This window comes from Paraburkholderia sp. BL9I2N2 (assembly GCF_004339745.1).
Lineage (GTDB): Bacteria > Pseudomonadota > Gammaproteobacteria > Burkholderiales > Burkholderiaceae > Paraburkholderia.
This window is the reverse complement of the sequence record NZ_SMGP01000002.1, coordinates 1,101,704-1,116,334: the sequence shown is the minus strand read 5'-3', so window position 1 is coordinate 1,116,334 and position 14,631 is coordinate 1,101,704. Positions and strand designations below refer to the sequence as shown.

13 protein-coding genes are annotated in these 14,631 nt (G+C 63.8%); 6 read left to right on the top strand and 7 right to left on the bottom strand.

Features of this window, described 5'->3' with window-relative positions:
• Positions 1-45: 45 nt before the first annotated feature.
• The gene (locus tag B0G74_RS26885) at positions 46-897 is read right to left on the bottom strand and encodes an alpha/beta hydrolase (protein ID WP_132378000.1); all 852 of its coding nucleotides are present in this window, start codon (positions 895-897) and stop codon (positions 46-48) included.
• 126 nt (positions 898-1,023) lie between these two features.
• Here B0G74_RS26885 and B0G74_RS26880 point away from each other — a divergent pair, with 126 nt between their 5' ends.
• Positions 1,024-1,845, top strand: coding sequence for a LysR substrate-binding domain-containing protein (locus B0G74_RS26880; protein WP_207915731.1), 822 nt, complete (start codon positions 1,024-1,026; stop codon positions 1,843-1,845).
• Positions 1,846-1,875: 30 nt separating this feature from the next.
• Here the strand turns inward: B0G74_RS26880 and B0G74_RS26875 are convergent, their stop codons facing one another.
• From B0G74_RS26875 to B0G74_RS26860, 4 genes are read right to left on the bottom strand one after another with little or no spacing between them, the layout of a single operon-like run.
• Positions 1,876-2,805: a GTP-binding protein gene (locus tag B0G74_RS26875; RefSeq protein WP_132377998.1), complete on the bottom strand. Its 930-nt coding sequence runs from the start codon at positions 2,803-2,805 to the stop codon at positions 1,876-1,878.
• Entirely contained in the window at positions 2,802-4,460 is a 1,659-nt protein-coding gene (locus B0G74_RS26870) for an amidohydrolase (protein WP_132377996.1), read from the bottom strand. The genes B0G74_RS26875 and B0G74_RS26870 overlap by 4 nt, the downstream gene beginning before the upstream one ends.
• Positions 4,461-4,492: 32 nt before the next feature.
• A complete protein-coding gene (locus B0G74_RS26865; RefSeq protein ID WP_132377994.1) occupies positions 4,493-5,878 on the bottom strand; it encodes a sodium:solute symporter family protein in 1,386 nt (461 codons plus the stop codon).
• A 12-nt stretch (positions 5,879-5,890) separates the two neighbouring features.
• Entirely contained in the window at positions 5,891-6,100 is a 210-nt protein-coding gene (locus B0G74_RS26860) for a DUF3311 domain-containing protein (protein ID WP_106300676.1), read from the bottom strand.
• A gap of 343 nt (positions 6,101-6,443) precedes the next feature.
• On the opposite strand from B0G74_RS26860, the gene B0G74_RS26855 reads away from it, so the two are divergent.
• From B0G74_RS26855 to B0G74_RS26835, 5 genes are all read left to right on the top strand, one after another.
• A complete protein-coding gene (locus B0G74_RS26855) occupies positions 6,444-6,854 on the top strand; it encodes a nuclear transport factor 2 family protein (protein WP_132377992.1) in 411 nt (136 codons plus the stop codon).
• A gap of 13 nt (positions 6,855-6,867) precedes the next feature.
• Entirely contained in the window at positions 6,868-8,283 is a 1,416-nt protein-coding gene (locus B0G74_RS26850) for an FAD-binding oxidoreductase (RefSeq protein WP_207915704.1), read from the top strand.
• A 238-nt stretch (positions 8,284-8,521) separates the two neighbouring features.
• On the top strand, positions 8,522-9,952 hold the full coding sequence (locus B0G74_RS26845; protein WP_132377990.1) for an amino acid permease: 1,431 nt from the start codon (positions 8,522-8,524) through the stop codon (positions 9,950-9,952).
• Between the two features lie 139 nt (positions 9,953-10,091).
• The gene (locus B0G74_RS26840) at positions 10,092-11,081 is read left to right on the top strand and encodes an AAA family ATPase (protein ID WP_132377988.1); all 990 of its coding nucleotides are present in this window, start codon (positions 10,092-10,094) and stop codon (positions 11,079-11,081) included.
• Positions 11,078-12,802: a cobalt chelatase gene (locus B0G74_RS26835; RefSeq protein WP_132377986.1), complete on the top strand. Its 1,725-nt coding sequence runs from the start codon at positions 11,078-11,080 to the stop codon at positions 12,800-12,802. Before B0G74_RS26840 ends, B0G74_RS26835 begins: the two co-directional genes overlap by 4 nt.
• A 16-nt stretch (positions 12,803-12,818) precedes the next feature.
• Here B0G74_RS26835 and B0G74_RS26830 read toward each other — a convergent pair whose 3' ends face one another.
• Entirely contained in the window at positions 12,819-13,589 is a 771-nt protein-coding gene (locus B0G74_RS26830) for a sulfite exporter TauE/SafE family protein (RefSeq protein ID WP_132377984.1), read from the bottom strand.
• Positions 13,586-14,623, bottom strand: coding sequence for a phosphate acetyltransferase (gene pta / locus B0G74_RS26825; RefSeq protein ID WP_132377982.1), 1,038 nt, complete (start codon positions 14,621-14,623; stop codon positions 13,586-13,588). Before pta ends, B0G74_RS26830 begins: the two co-directional genes overlap by 4 nt.
• Positions 14,624-14,631: the final 8 nt, after the last annotated feature.

The window sequence follows — 14,631 nt, the reverse complement described above, 5'->3', positions numbered from 1 at the left end:
CTGCCGCGAATGCTGAATGCCGAATGCTGAACCGAAACGCCGGAATCAGAAGCTGACGAATGCCTGCACGAGCCGGTTGAAAGCGCCGGCGTTCGACACATTCATGCCGTGCGACGCGCCGGCGATGGTTTGACGCTCCGCATAGTCGATCCATTCCGCGAGCTTTTCGACGTTGTTGCGGAACATGCGCGGGCTGCGCTGCCCGTCGATCAGCAGCGTCCGGCACTGCACGCCGCGCGCGGTTTCGCGGGAATAAGCGGGCAACGGATCGCGGAGCTGCTTGGGCAGCGTGCCTGCGTTGTCGATCGCCATGGTGCGGAATGCAACCGGGCTCTTGCGCCACGATCCGGGCACGCTCACCGAATCGACGAAAAGCTCCAGACCCGCGTCGATCTGCTGGCTCTCGATGAGTTCAGCGACGCGCGCACGCAGCACATTGGTCGTGGCCGGCAGCGTCGCGTCCGGCATGCCGTCGATCTGCAGCGGACCGCCCGGGTCCGCGAGCGTCAGCGTCTTCACGAGCCGCGGATAGTCGCGCGCGACATGAAACGCCACGCAGCCGCCACGCGAATGGCCGACCAGATGGACGGCCCCGAGGTCGATCGCCTCGATGAACTCGGCCAGCTCGGCGACGTGCGTCTGCCAGCCGAACTCGCCCTGGATGCACGCCTCGCTCGCCGGCCAGTAGTGGCTCAGGCTCACGGAGATGCAGCGGAAATGCTGCGAGAGCGCGGCGGTCTGGGCATTCCAGTAGCGATAGTCGCACAGCGAGCCGTGCACGAACACGAGCGGCTCGCCTTCTCCGCACTCGACGTACGGCACGCAGATGCCCGATGCAATGGTCGCAAACGACAGTTCGGGTACGGCAAGCACTGAGAGGTCGGTACGAGCGTTCATGGACTGGCTCCTTTGCGGCCACTATGCCCCATGTCGTTACTTTAGAAAATCGCGTAATATTGATCGAATCTATCTACTTTTCTGATACCAGACCCATTGAAAGCCCTCGACCTGGACGTGATGACCATGATCGTCGCCGTCGCCGACACCGGCAACATCAGCCGGGCGGCGGAAGTCGTGCATCGTTCGCAATCGGCGGTGAGCATGCAGATCAAGACGCTCGAGACCGCGCTGGGCAAGCCGCTGTTCGTGCGCAAGCCGAGAAACGTGGTCCCGACGCAGGACGGCGAAGTGCTGCTGACGTACGCTCGCCGCATGCTCGCATTGCGCGACGAGGCGTGGGCGGCGGTGGTCCGGCCGGACGTGACCGGGCGCGTGAGCATCGGCGTGCCGGACGACTACGCGTCGTCGCTGCTGCCGCCGATCCTCAAGAAGTTTTCCGCGACCTATCCGAAGGTGGAGATTCAGGTCGTCGGTTTGCCGAGCGTCGCACTCGCGCCGATGGTGAAGGACGGCTCGGTCGATCTCGTATGCGCAACGCGGGTCAAGGGCTTGTCAGGCGAATTCATCCGGCTCGAGCCGATGGAATGGGCGGCGGCGCCGAGTGCAGATGAAATATGGCGCGAGCGGCCATTGCCGATCGCCGTGTTCCTGCCGGGCAGCGTCGCGCGGGAGAACGCGATTCGCAGCCTGGAGCGGGCGAAGATTCCCTACCGCACCTCGTATGAAAGTCCGAGTCTGCTGGGCCTGCTGTCGATGGCCGAAGCGGGGTTGGCGATTGTTCCGCTCGCGAGATGCGCGGTGCCGGCACACTTCACGCTGCTTGGACGTGCGCACGGCTTGCCCGAGATCACCGCGCTGGAAATGGTGCTCGCGCGCAGCTCGGCTTCGAATCGTCCGCCGTGCGATTTTCTGGCGGAGAAGATTGTTTCGGAGTTGCGGCGTTAGCTTTCCGGCATTCGGGTCAGTGGCCCGAGATCATTGCCCGATTTCAGCGGCCTTGAGCGCCGCTCGCGCGTGCAACTCGTCTTCGCGATCGAACATGCCGATCAGAACGATCTGCGATTCCGCGCAAGCGCGGGCCGACGACGCGCTGAGCACGACGCGATTGCCGACCACATGCAACTCATGCAACGCGCCGTCGCTTTCCAGGCGCACGAAGCCTTTCGCGCGCAGCAGCTTCGCCGAAAAACTCCGCAGCGCTTCCTTCAGCTTCTTGCGGCTCAGGCACGCGTCGGTGGTAAACGAAAAGCTGCACAAATCGCGCGGCGTGGGAGAGGCGCAGAGCGGCAGTGCGCCGGTGTTGCGCGCGGGCAGCACATGCCGGTCGAAGATCAGACCGAGCGGCACGGCTGCGTGCGTCGCTTGCACGATGACACGGCTATTCGCAAGCGCTTCGACGCGCGCTTTGACCGCCTCGCGCGAAGGCTTGCTGAGCAGATCCATCTTGTTCAGCACGATGGCCGTGGCACCCGCAATCTGCCGCTGCGCGATGTCGCCGACATAAGGATCGGCCAGCGTCTCTTCGACGCGTTCCGCGTCCACCAGCACGACGATGCCGTCCAGACGAAACGCGCGATCGAGCAAGCCGATCTGCGCAATACGCACCGGGTCGGACACACCGCTCGCCTCGATGATCAGCAGATCGGGCGCGTCGCTGCGCGAACTCACGTCAAGCAGCGCTTCGACCAGCCGGCCGCCGATCGAGCAGCACACGCAGCCATTCTCAAGATTGATTACGTCGTCGGTGCGCTGGCGAATCAGCGAAGCATCGATATTGATCGAACCGAAGTCGTTGACGAGCACGGTGATGCGCCGCGATCCGGCGTTGCTCAGAATATGGTTGAGCAGTGTCGTCTTTCCCGCGCCGAGATAGCCGCCGATGACGACGAGCGGAATCGCACTCATCCCACTGGCGCCTGGAAGATGCGTCCGCCGAGTACCGTGCCCCACACTTCCAGATCCTTGAGACGCTGCGGCGCGACCTCGGCTGGGTCTTCTGCAAGCACCGCGAAGTCCGCGAATTTACCGACTTCGATACTGCCCACCAGATGGTCCATCTTGAGCGTGTAGGCTGCGCCGAGTGTGATCGCGCGCAACGCGTCGGCAACCGGCACGCGTTCATTGGCGCCGAGCACGCGGCCCGACGCGGTTTCGCGCTGCGACGCGCACCATGCGGTGAAGAGCGGATTGAGCGGCGTGATGGGCGCATCGGAATGAAAGGCGAACGGAATGCCCAGGCGGCGCGCCGACTCCGCCGCGTTCATGCGATTCGCGCGATCCGCGCCCATGGTTTGCGTATAGTGCGCGTCGCCCCAGTAGTAGATGTGGTTCGAGAAGAAATTGATGCACAGCCCGAGGCTCGCCGCCCGCGCGAGCTGGCTGGCGTCCGCCATCTGGCAGTGCTGCAGCGTATGCCGATGATCGCGTCGCGGATGGAGCGTGAGAAGCCGCTCGAAGGCATCGAGCACGAGTTCGGTCGCCTCGTTGCCGTTGGTGTGCACGTGCAGTTGCAGGCCGGCTTCGTGAAACGGCGTGAACACGTCGACGAACTGGCTCGGCGGAATCAGCCACAAGCCATTGGGTTTGCCGTTCAGATAGCCGGGCCATTTCAGGCGCGCGGTGAAGCCCTGAATCGATCCGTCGACGATGAACTTGACGGGCCCGAAGTGCAGCTTCGGCGTCGCGGTTTCCATCGCGGAGAGCACCTGTTGCGCGCCGCCTTCGGGACTGCGTTGCGGTGCGAAGGCGGGCACGATGCGCACCGGAAAATCCTCGTTGGCGGTGACTTCGCGCAGGTTGCGGTTGCCCAGTTCGGAGAAGTCATTGACCAGGTCGGTCGCGGTCGTCACGCCGGCGAGTTGCGCGACCCGGCCGAAATTCCAGATGGCCTTCGTGCTTTCGCTCGCGGCGATCGAGAGGCCGGCGCCGATCACGCGGTAGACCGGGAACATCGCGGCGAACTCCTGCAACTCGCCGGTCGGCTGTCCGCTCTCGTCCTTGTCGATGCCGTCGATATCCGTTTCCTCGTCGATGCCCGCGAGAGACAGCATCGCCGAATTGACGTTCATCAGGTGCACGCTCGCATGCAGGATCACGATGGGCCGCCTGGCCGACACCGTGTCGAGTTCGCGCACGCTCAGGCGTTGGGTGCCGAAGAAGATCGGATCGAAGCCCCACGCGAGCAGCGGAGCATCGGCCGAGGTCATCTCCGCCTGGGCCGCCTTCAGCCGCTCGATCACGGCGTCCAGCGTCGTCAGGCCGGGCCAGCGCCGGCCGTCGGGGCCGCGGCGGTCGTAGTAGCCGACATAGACTGCGTCCCACATCGCGCCTTCCATCAGATGGCAATGGCCTTCGACAAACCCGGGCAACAGCACTTTGTCGCTGAACGTATCGACGATTTCCGCGTCGCCACATTGCTTCACGTCGTCAGCGCCGCCTACCGAGAGGATCTTGCCGTCGCGAATCGCGACGTGCGTCGCATAGGGTTGCATGGGATTCATCGTCACGATCTTCTTCGCAACGAACACTTGTGTCGGGTGCTGCTCTTCTCGTCGAGTCATAGTGCAGTGATTGAAGTTCGTTCAGCTCGGTTTCAACCGAGCGCGTGCGCGCGGCTCGGTTTCGCGGTGAGGTTCACCGCCGTCAGCACCAGCAGATTCACGCCGAGGCATACCAGTCCCAGATTGAATCCGCCCAGGTCGATCTGCAATACGTACAGGATGATCGCGAGAACCTGCCCGGTCAACATGCCGGACGCGATAGCGGACGGCCGCACGCGCAATCCGAACAGCACGACCATCACGCCGGGGAAGAACTGCGTCACGCCGTAATACGTGGTGTTGATCAGCGTGAGCATCAGATTCGGCGTGAGCAGCGTCATCACGATCGACACCAGCAGGTACAGCACGATCACCACTTTCGCGCTCGTCTTCTGGCGGGCTTCCGGCATGCCCGGCAGGAGATTGCGTGTGACGATCGGGCCGATCGCGAGACAGATGCCGGCCAGCACGAGCAAGCCGGAGAGCGACGCGCCGGCGGCGACGAGCCCGAGCAGCCAGCCCGGCAACAGCCGGATCGCGGCAGCGAAGAATGCTTCATTGGGCGACGCGAGATGCAGGTTCTGACTGATCGCATAGTACGACGCGACCACGAGAAACGGATACATCAGCATGTACAGCGGCATGGCGACCTGCGTGCGGCGAATGGTGTTCGCGCTTTTCGCGGTAAAGAAGTTCTGCACCGCGAACGGCATGACGTAGAAGCCGAGCGACTGGAACAGCATGGTGCTCATCGAGAAGGTCAACTGGTGCGAATTCATCCGGTTGCTCACATGCAGGCTGGCCGCATGAAACACGTCGGTCACGCCGACTTCCATCGAGACAGCGACACCGGTGACGACGATCGCGACGACCATCAGGATATCCTTCAGCACGGCGATGTACGCCGATGCGCGCACGCCGGCGATCGCGATATAGGTGAACGCGAGCAACGCCGCAAACAGGATCAGATACAGCGGTTTGAAGTTCCAGCCGAGACCGTTCAATGCGGCCACGAGTCCGGTGAACTGCAACTGCCCCCACGGAAGCAGAAAGACGATCGCCGAGCCCGCGACGATCAGTTCGAGCGAGCGGCTCTGAAAATGTCCCTTGAACAGATCGGGCAGGGTGATCGCGTTATAGCGCTTGCCGGCTTGCCAGATCTTCGGACCGATGAAATAGCCGACGGGATAGGCCAGCAGAATGTAGCCGAGAAACCAGACGCCGTACGTCGGTCCTTTGGCATAGATGCCGCCCGGAAAGCCGACCATCGTGCCGATGCTGTAGATCTCGCCGGCCGCGAGGAAGAACACGAGGTAGGCGCCGAATTGCCGCGACGCCACGAAGAAGTCATGCACGCTTTGCGGACCACGTCCCTTTTTCGAACGGATCGCCAGGTAGAGCGAGAAAGCGAGAAAGCCGAGAAAGACTGCGGTGGCCATCCGGACACTCCTTTAGCGGTTTTGCGGGTGAGACTCGTCGTGGCGGCAGTCGAACACGCGCCAGCAGATCATCAGGCACCCGGAGGTGAGGATGAACCACGCGAAGATCCAGGCGTAGATGAACGGCACGCCCAATACGAAGCGGTCGACGGACGCCACCCACGGCAGCAGGCCGACCACGCCCAGATAGGGAATGCCGAGTCCGATAAACAGTTTGAGCACCTTAACTCCTCGCAGCGTGAAGTCATGGACAGGCGCGGCCAACAGCTCTGGCAGTCGCGCAAGGACAGGCAATCGGTGAAGATAACGGCCAGTACCCTCAGTGTTGCCGAACAAAAAAATAGAACCATAGAGCCAGTTGCCGGGAGTCTATGAGTCCAATTCAGCAAATGCCGTGGATACGGCGAAACCCGCGTCCGTACTCGCTGCACCAGGCGAAAGCACCTCACTGGACCTACCCGTCGGACAGACCCCCTGCCTACAATTTCCTCACGGATCGCCAGCCGCCGGCTGCGTCTCATGCCTTATCGAAACGAAAGCGAAAGTCATCCAGGAGGAGAAAGCAATGGCTCAAACACAGACCCCGCTGCAGCACGTCACGGCCGAGACGCTGGCCGCGTTTTCCGATGCATTCAATCGTCATGACGCGGATGCGTTGATGACCTTCATGACCGACGATTGCGTGTTCGATGCAGCAGGCGGTCCGGAAGTCTTCGGCACGCGCTTCGTGGGCCGCGACGCGACCCGCGCGGCGTTTGAAGCGGTCTTCAAGACCTTTCCCGACGCGCATTGGGGCAAGGGCCGCCACTACGTGAGCGGCGAACGCGGTGTGTCCGAGTGGGTGTTCACGGGAACGCACGCGGAAGGCTGGCGTATCGAGGCGGAAGGTTGTGACCTGTTCGAGTTCCGCGATGGTCTCATCGCGGTCAAGCGGGCCTTCCGCAAGGAACGTCCGAAGCAGAACCTCGCACGCTGATCGGGAGCTTCACATGGAGCACAGTGAAATCGAACGCGTCGCGCAAGGCATGCCGTCCGGCCGCGAAGACGACACGCGCTACGATCCGGCGTACGACCCGCTGGTCTCGCCGGGACCGGGCTGGGGCAAGCAATACGCGCCGACCTACTGGGTCGCGACCGCGGGCACACCGCCCGAAGACGATGGTCCGATCACGGCGGATGTCGACGTGGATGTGGCGATCATCGGCGGCGGCTATACCGGGCTCGCCACGGCGCTTTGTCTCGCGCGGGAGCACGGCATCAAGGCGGTCGTGCTGGAAGCCAACAAGACGAGCTGGGGCTGCAGCAGCCGCAACGGCGGGCAAGGTCAGAACGCCTCGGGCCGGTTGTCGCGTTCCCAATGGATCGAACGTTGGGGTAAAGACGTCGCGTTGAAAATGCACGACGAGATTCAGGAAGGTTTCGATAACTTCAAGTCGTTGATCGCGGAGATCGATTGCGATCCGCAACCCGGCGGCCACTTTCTGATCGCGCACCGTCCGCGCATCATGCAGAAGCTGGCGGCCGAGGCCAAGGTCTGGAAAGACGTGTTCGGCTATCCGTCCGAGCTGATCGACAAGCAGACCTTCCAGCGCGAGTACGTCAACGATCACGAAGCGGCCGGCGCGCTGCACGAGCCGGAAGGCATCGGCATTCATGCATTGAAGCTCGCCTTCGGCTATCTGCGGCTGGCCCGCGAAGCGGGCGCCAAGGTGCATCCGGCGAGCCCCGTGCTCGGTTGGGAGACGATCAATGGCGTGCATCATTTGCGCACACCTGGCGGTATCGTGCGGGCGCGCGCGGTCGGCATTGCAACGGGCGCGTATACGGCGCAAACGCTGCACAACTCGCTGCGCAGCCGCATCATGCCGATCCTGTCGAATTCAATGGTCACGCGACCGCTCACGAAGCAGGAAATCGACGCATGCAACTTTCGCACGACCCAGGTGCTCACCGATACACGCACGCTGCGCTTCTACTATCGCTTCCTGCCTGACAACCGCTTGCAGATCGGCAGCCGTTCCGCGATCACCGGCGCCGACGCGCCCAATTCGCGCCACTACGATCTGCTGGTGGAAGGCATGTTGCGCAAATTTCCGGCCTTGCGCGGCGTCGCGATCGATTATTCATGGTGGGGCTGGGTGGACGTCAGCCACGACATGATGCCGCGCGTGTATCAACCGGATCCGATGCAGACGGTGTACTACGCGCTCGGCTACGGCGGCAACGGCGTGTCGTATTCGCAGCAGGCCGGGCGGCGGCTCGCCGAACGCATCGCGGGAAAGGGCGCGAAACAGACGCTGCCGATCTTCACGTCGCCCTTGCCGGGGCACCCGTTTGCGCCATTCCGGCGAATCGGCCAGCGGATGCTGTATCAGCTTTACTTCCGCCGCGACGAAAAGCCCTGATGTGGCGGGCGAAGATTCGCCCGCGCGCATGCGGCGCTGAACTCGCAACTTGCCGCGCGCACGGCGCAAACGGCGCACACTTGCACCATGCGCCCAGGCTACGCGGTGCTTCATAAAAAATCATAGGGCGAGACGCATGGGCGTCCTCGCCTCATCCAGTCTTGAAGACGGCAGGACCTGGGCGGCTGCATGGCAGGCCGGCCCGGTCCGCGATCGGATAACGGAACGTGGAGGTGACATGCAGCGATCTACAGATACAACGGAATTGAAGGCGGGCCTCAAACAGCGCCACATGACGATGATCGCGCTCGGCGGCGTGATCGGCGCGGGGCTCTTCGTCGGCAGCGGCGTGGTCGTGCAACAGGCCGGCCCCGCGGCGGTGCTGTCGTTTCTGATCACCGGCGCGCTGGTCGTGCTGGTCATGCGGATGCTCGGCGAAATGGCCTGCGCGATGCCGGCCGTCGGCTCGTTCTACGAATACGCGCGGCTGGCGTTCGGCGGCAAGCGCGCCTCCGGCAATCTCGCGGGCTTTCTGACCGGCTGGATGTACTGGTATTTCTGGGTCATCGTCGTCGCGGTGGAGGCCGTGGCGGGCGCGAAGCTCGTGCAGTTCTGGTTGCCAGATGTTCCCGCGTGGGCGATCAGTCTCGTATTGCTGGTGACGCTCACGGCGACCAACCTGGTCTCGGTCGGCAGTTACGGCGAATTCGAGTTCTGGTTCGCGTCGATCAAGGTCGCGGCGATCATGGTGTTTCTGTTTCTCGGCGGCATGTATGTGCTGGGACTGTGGCCCGCGGCGAAGCACGTCACCGCCGTGCTGCCGACGCTGCTCTCGCACGGCGGCTTGATGCCGAAGGGCATCGGACCCGTGCTGAGCGGAGCGGTTGCGGCCACGGGCTTTTACTTCGGCGCGGAGATCGTCACGATCGCGGCGGCTGAAGCGCAGGAGCCCGCCAAGGCCGTCGCCAAAGCGACGAACTCGGTGATCACGCGCGTGCTGGTTTTTTATGTCGGCTCGATCCTGCTCGTCGTCGCGCTGGTGCCCTGGAACTCTCCGAAGATGGCGACGCCGTACGTCAGCGCGCTCGATGCCATGGGTATTCCGGCCGCCGCCAGCGTCATGAACGCGATCGTGCTCACCGCGGTGCTGTCGGCGCTCAATTCGGGGCTCTACGCCGCGTCGCGGATGATCTTCGCGCTGACGCGCCATGGCGACGCGCCTGCCGCGCTCGCCAAGGTCAATCGCCGCGGCGTGCCGGTGCGCGCGATTCTGATCGGCACCGTGTTTGGCTACGCGTCGGTGGTGATGTCGTATGTGTCGCCGGATACGGTGTTCGCCTTCCTCGTGAATTCGTACGGCACGGTGGCGATTTTCGTCTACGTGCTGATCGCGATCTCGCAACTGAAACTGCGAGCTCGCATCGAGCGGGATGCGCCAGAGAAACTGCGCGTCAGGATGTGGTGCTACCCGTATCTCACGTGGGTCGCGATCATCGGCATGGTCGGCATTCTGGTGGCGATGGCGTTCATTCCCGAGCAGCGTCAGCCGTTGTGGTTCGGGGTCGCGAGCCTCGGCGTGCTGCTTCTCGCTTATCTGCTGCGCGTCCGCAAGACGGGCGCCGGGTTCAGCGAACCGGACACGCTGGAATACCGGCACCACCATCACTGATATGAGAATGGCGCGTGGGCTGTAAAAAACGAGATGATTTGTATCGAAAAAAGAAAGTGCGTATGATGGACCGGCGAGGCCGCGCCGCCTGTTTGCTGGGCGCCGGCCCCCGTCGTGACGAAGTGCGGAGGAGACCGTAGTGACCGATATCGTGACAGGCAAGCCGGACCGGATGGTCTCGGTGCGCACGTTGTTTGGCATCGACTCAGGCTTGATGGTGCCGGCCTTCAGCGAACGCGACGACCACGTTCCGGAGATCGACGAGGTGTACCGCTTCAATCCTGAAGTGACGCTGGCGATTCTCGCCGGCTTCATGCGCGAGCGCCGCGTAATGGTGCAGGGCTTGCACGGCACGGGCAAATCCACGCACATCGAGCAGGTTGCGGCACGTCTGAACTGGCCCTGTGTGCGCGTGAATCTCGACGGGCATATCAGCCGTCTCGATCTGGTGGGCAAAGACGCGATCATCGTGCGCGACGACGTGCAGGTCACCGAATTCCAGGAAGGCATCGTGCCGTGGGCGCTGCAACGGCCCATGGCGTTGATCTTCGACGAATACGACGCCGGCCGTCCCGACGTGATGTTCGTGATCCAGCGCATTCTCGAGCGCGACGGCAAATTCACGCTGCTCGATCAGAACCGCGTGATTCATCCACATCCGTACTTCCGGCTGTTCGCCACGACCAATACGGTCGGCCTCGGCAATCTGAACGGCCTTTACCACGGCACGCAGTTGTTGAATCACGCGCAGATGGACCGGTGGAACGTGGTGGCCACGCTCAACTATCTGCCGCGCGCCGAAGAGGCCAGCATCGTGCTGGCGCGCGTGCCGGAACTCGCCGACGAGACCGGCCGCGCGCTGATCGAGTCGATGATCAGCGTGGCGGAATTGACGCGCAAAGGCTTCGCCACCGGCGATCTCTCCACGCTGATGTCGCCGCGCACGGTGATCGACTGGGCGGAGAATTGCCAGATCTTCCGCGATCCGGCGATGGCGTTTCGCCTGACCTTCGTCAACAAGTGCGACGAGGCGGAACGGCCCATCGTGGCCGAGTATTTCCAACGCTGCTTCGATAGGGAGATGGAAAGCGCGGCGGAGCGCGAGGCGCGCTCGACGGTGCCGCAATGACGCCTGCCGAGCGGCAAGCAACACGCCGCGCCGAACAGCGTCAGAACCTGTGCGCGGCGGCGGTGCGCGCACTGACCGGAGACGCCGAGCTGCATTACCGCGCCGGCCGTCTGTACCGTGGCCTGCGCGCGCTGCCGCTGCACGCGCCGCATCTGCGTACGGACCCGCAAGTCGACGATCTGATGTCCCTGCGCGGCGCAGCGGACGGTGCTGCATTACGCCTGACGCATTCCGATGCGCAGCTCCACGCGAGGTTGTGTCCCGCCGAGCCGATCGAGCGGCTCCTGTTCGAACTGTTCGAACAGTTGCGCTGCGAAGCGCTCGCACCGGCCAGCATGCCGGGGCTCGCGCAGAATCTGCGCCATCGCTTCGAGACATGGTCGCGCGCTTTCTATCGCACTGGACTGATCGACGGGCACCTGGGCATTCTGCTGTACACCGTGGCCCAGATCGTCTGGTCGCGTCTGTCGGGCTGGCCCGTACTGGAAGAGACCGAAGGTCTGATCGAAGCCACGCGTGCCGCGATCACACCGACCTTGGGCGTGCCGCTCGCGGCACTGCGGCGGCATCGAATGGAGCAGGGCGAGTTTGCGATTCATGCGCTCGAGTTCGCCCGTCTCGTTGGCGTGATGATGCGTGAAGCGCGCGCGCAGTCCCTCGAAGAAGACGAGCAGGCACCGGAAGACGACGAAGCCGTGCGCGCCATGTTCACGCTCTGGTTCGACACCGACGAAGGCGAGCAGGTCGACATGGGCCTCGCCGCCACCGGCGAGAGCCGCGTTCTCAGAGACGCCGAGCATCGTTACCTCGCGTACACCACGCGCTACGACCGCGAGTTCGTGCCGGGCTCGCGCATACGCAGCGAGTTGCTGGCGGAATACCGCGACCAGCTCGACAAGCGCATCGCCGCGCAGCGCATCAACGTGCCGCGGCTCGCGTGTGCGCTCAAGGCCGCGCTCGCGGTGCCGCAACGCGATGGTTGGTCGTTCGGTGAAGAGCACGGCCGCATCGACGGCCGGCGTCTCGCGCAACTGGTCAGCTCGCCGGCGGAGCGGCGTTTGTTTCTGCTTGAACGGCACAAGCCGATCGCCGATTGCGTGGTCAGTTTTCTGATCGATTGTTCGGGGTCCATGCGAACCTATATCGAGCCGGTGGCGCTGCTGGTGGACGTGCTCACGCGCGCGCTCGATCAGGCCGGTGTCGCCAGCGAGGTGCTGGGTTTCTCGACCGGCGCCTGGAACGGCGGCCGCGCGCGGCTCGACTGGCTGGCCGGCGGCCGGCCGCATCATCCGGGGCGGCTCAATGAGCTCGCCCACCTCGTCTTCAAGGATGCCGCGACGAGTTGGCGGCGCGCTCGCGCCGACATCGCCGCGTTGTTCAAGGCCGATCTGTTCCGCGAAGGCGTGGACGGCGAGGCGGTCGACTGGGCTTGTACGCGCCTGCGCGCGCGTGCCGAGGCGCGGCGGATTCTTGTCGTGATCTCGGACGGCAGTCCGATGGACAGCGCCACCGCTCAGGTGAACGACACCTACTACCTGGACAATCACCTGAAGCAAGTAGTCGCGCGCAACGAAGCCGCGCGCGACGTCGAATTGCTGGGCCTTGGCGTCGGACTCGATCTCAGTCCGTATTACCGCCGTTGTCTTGCGGTCGATCTGTCCACACCGCCGGACATGCCGCTGTTCGCCGAACTCGTCGGATGGATCGGCGCACGGCGGTAGGTGGACCGTGGCGTTATCAGGCGCCTTGGCGGATCAACTGCTGCAACGCATGCAGAACCAGCGAGCCGCCGATCACCACCAGAATCGCATACGCGATACGGCGCGTCATCACACCCGACAGCGGCGGCGGATACTGCCGCGCCACGATCGTCATCAGCGCGACGACCGGGACCGCGAACGCGGCCTGCATCCAGAGATCGGCGTCGAGTTGACCCTCGTACGCGCTGAACAGCGTGCGAGTGATCGAGGTCACCGTAAAGATCAGAATCAACGCATAGCGGATCTGCGCGAGCGAGAGCGGCTGGCGATAGAACTGAAAAATCAACGGCGGCCCGGATACACCGAACATGCCGCTCAGCAGCCCACCGAACACCCCGCTGACGAAGAAACTCCGATTGCCTGAGCGGCAAGCGAGCGGAGCCGGCCGCAGCGCCGCGCTCAGGCCGCCATACAGCACCACGGCGCCCAGCAGCAGTTGCAACACGCCGGAAGCCGCATTGCTCAACAGATCCAGCACCAGCACGCCGGCCACCACCGACGGCAGAATGCCCAGCGTAGCGGCGCCCACCGCGCGCCAGTCGATGTGATGAAGTTTGCCGGGCAGGGCGGTCGCGCTGTTGGCGAGGGTCACGAGGCTGAGCAAAGCGGCGAGACTCGTGACCGGCGCCAGGTCGAGGCCGCTGGCGGCGCCGATGACGATCATGCTCAGACCGAAGCCGGTAATGGTTTGAAAATAGCTCGCGACGCCCATCAGTGCGAGGAGCGGCAGCAACTTCTGAACGATCATGAATGAGACGGTGTGAGGAGGGCGTCGGGATGCGTGAGCGCGGCTTGAGCCTGAACCGCGGTGACGGCGGTGACGTAGTAGATGTCGTCCGCGCTGCAGCCGCGCGACAGGTCATTGGCGGGCTTGCGCAGGCCTTGCAGCAAGGGGCCGATCGCCTTCGCGCCGCCGATCCGCTCGGCCAGCTTGTAGCCGATGTTGCCCGCCTCGAGGCTCGGAAACACCAGCACGTTGGCGTGGCCCTCCACCTGCGAGTGCTTGACCTTGCGCAGCGCGATTTCGGAGACGATAGCCGCGTCGAGTTGCACGTCGCCGTCGATCGCGAGATGCGGGCGGCGTTCCTGCACGATATGGGTGGCGTTGACCACTTTGTCGACCGCCGCATGATGAGCGCTGCCGCTCGTCGAAAACGACAGCATCGCCACGCGCGGCTCGTCCATCAGCAGGCTTTTTGCGCTGTCCGCCGCGGCCATCGCAATCTCGGCGAGTTGGGCGGCATCGGGTTCCACCACGAGCGCGCAGTCGGAAAAGATCAGGCCGCCCTTGAGCGTGTGGAACGGCTCGCACAGCATCATCAGGAAGAAGCTCGACACGAGCTTGAATGAAGGCGCGATGCCGATGATCTGGATAGCGTTACGCACCACGTCGGCGGTGGTGTTGACCGCGCCGGACACGGAACCGTCGGCGTGGCCGAGGCGCACCATCAGGTTCGCGAAGCATAGCGGGTTGAGGATTTCGCTCTGCGCTTGTTGGAGCGTCATGCCTTTCTTGCTGCGCAGAGCGAACAGTTCGTCGGCATATAACGGTGCCAGCGCCGAAGTGGCGGGGTCCACCAGTTCCATACCGTTTAGATCGACGTCGAAGCGGGCGGCGGCTTCCCGGATGCGCGTGGCGTCACCGACCAGCAGAATGCGCGCAATGCCTTCGCTGCACGCGCGCCGCGCCGCCTGCAACACGCGCGGATCCTCGGCCTCGCTCAGCACGATGCGCATCGGCGAATGGCGCGCTTGTTCAATGATGCGGTTGATGGCTTTCATAGGAGTGG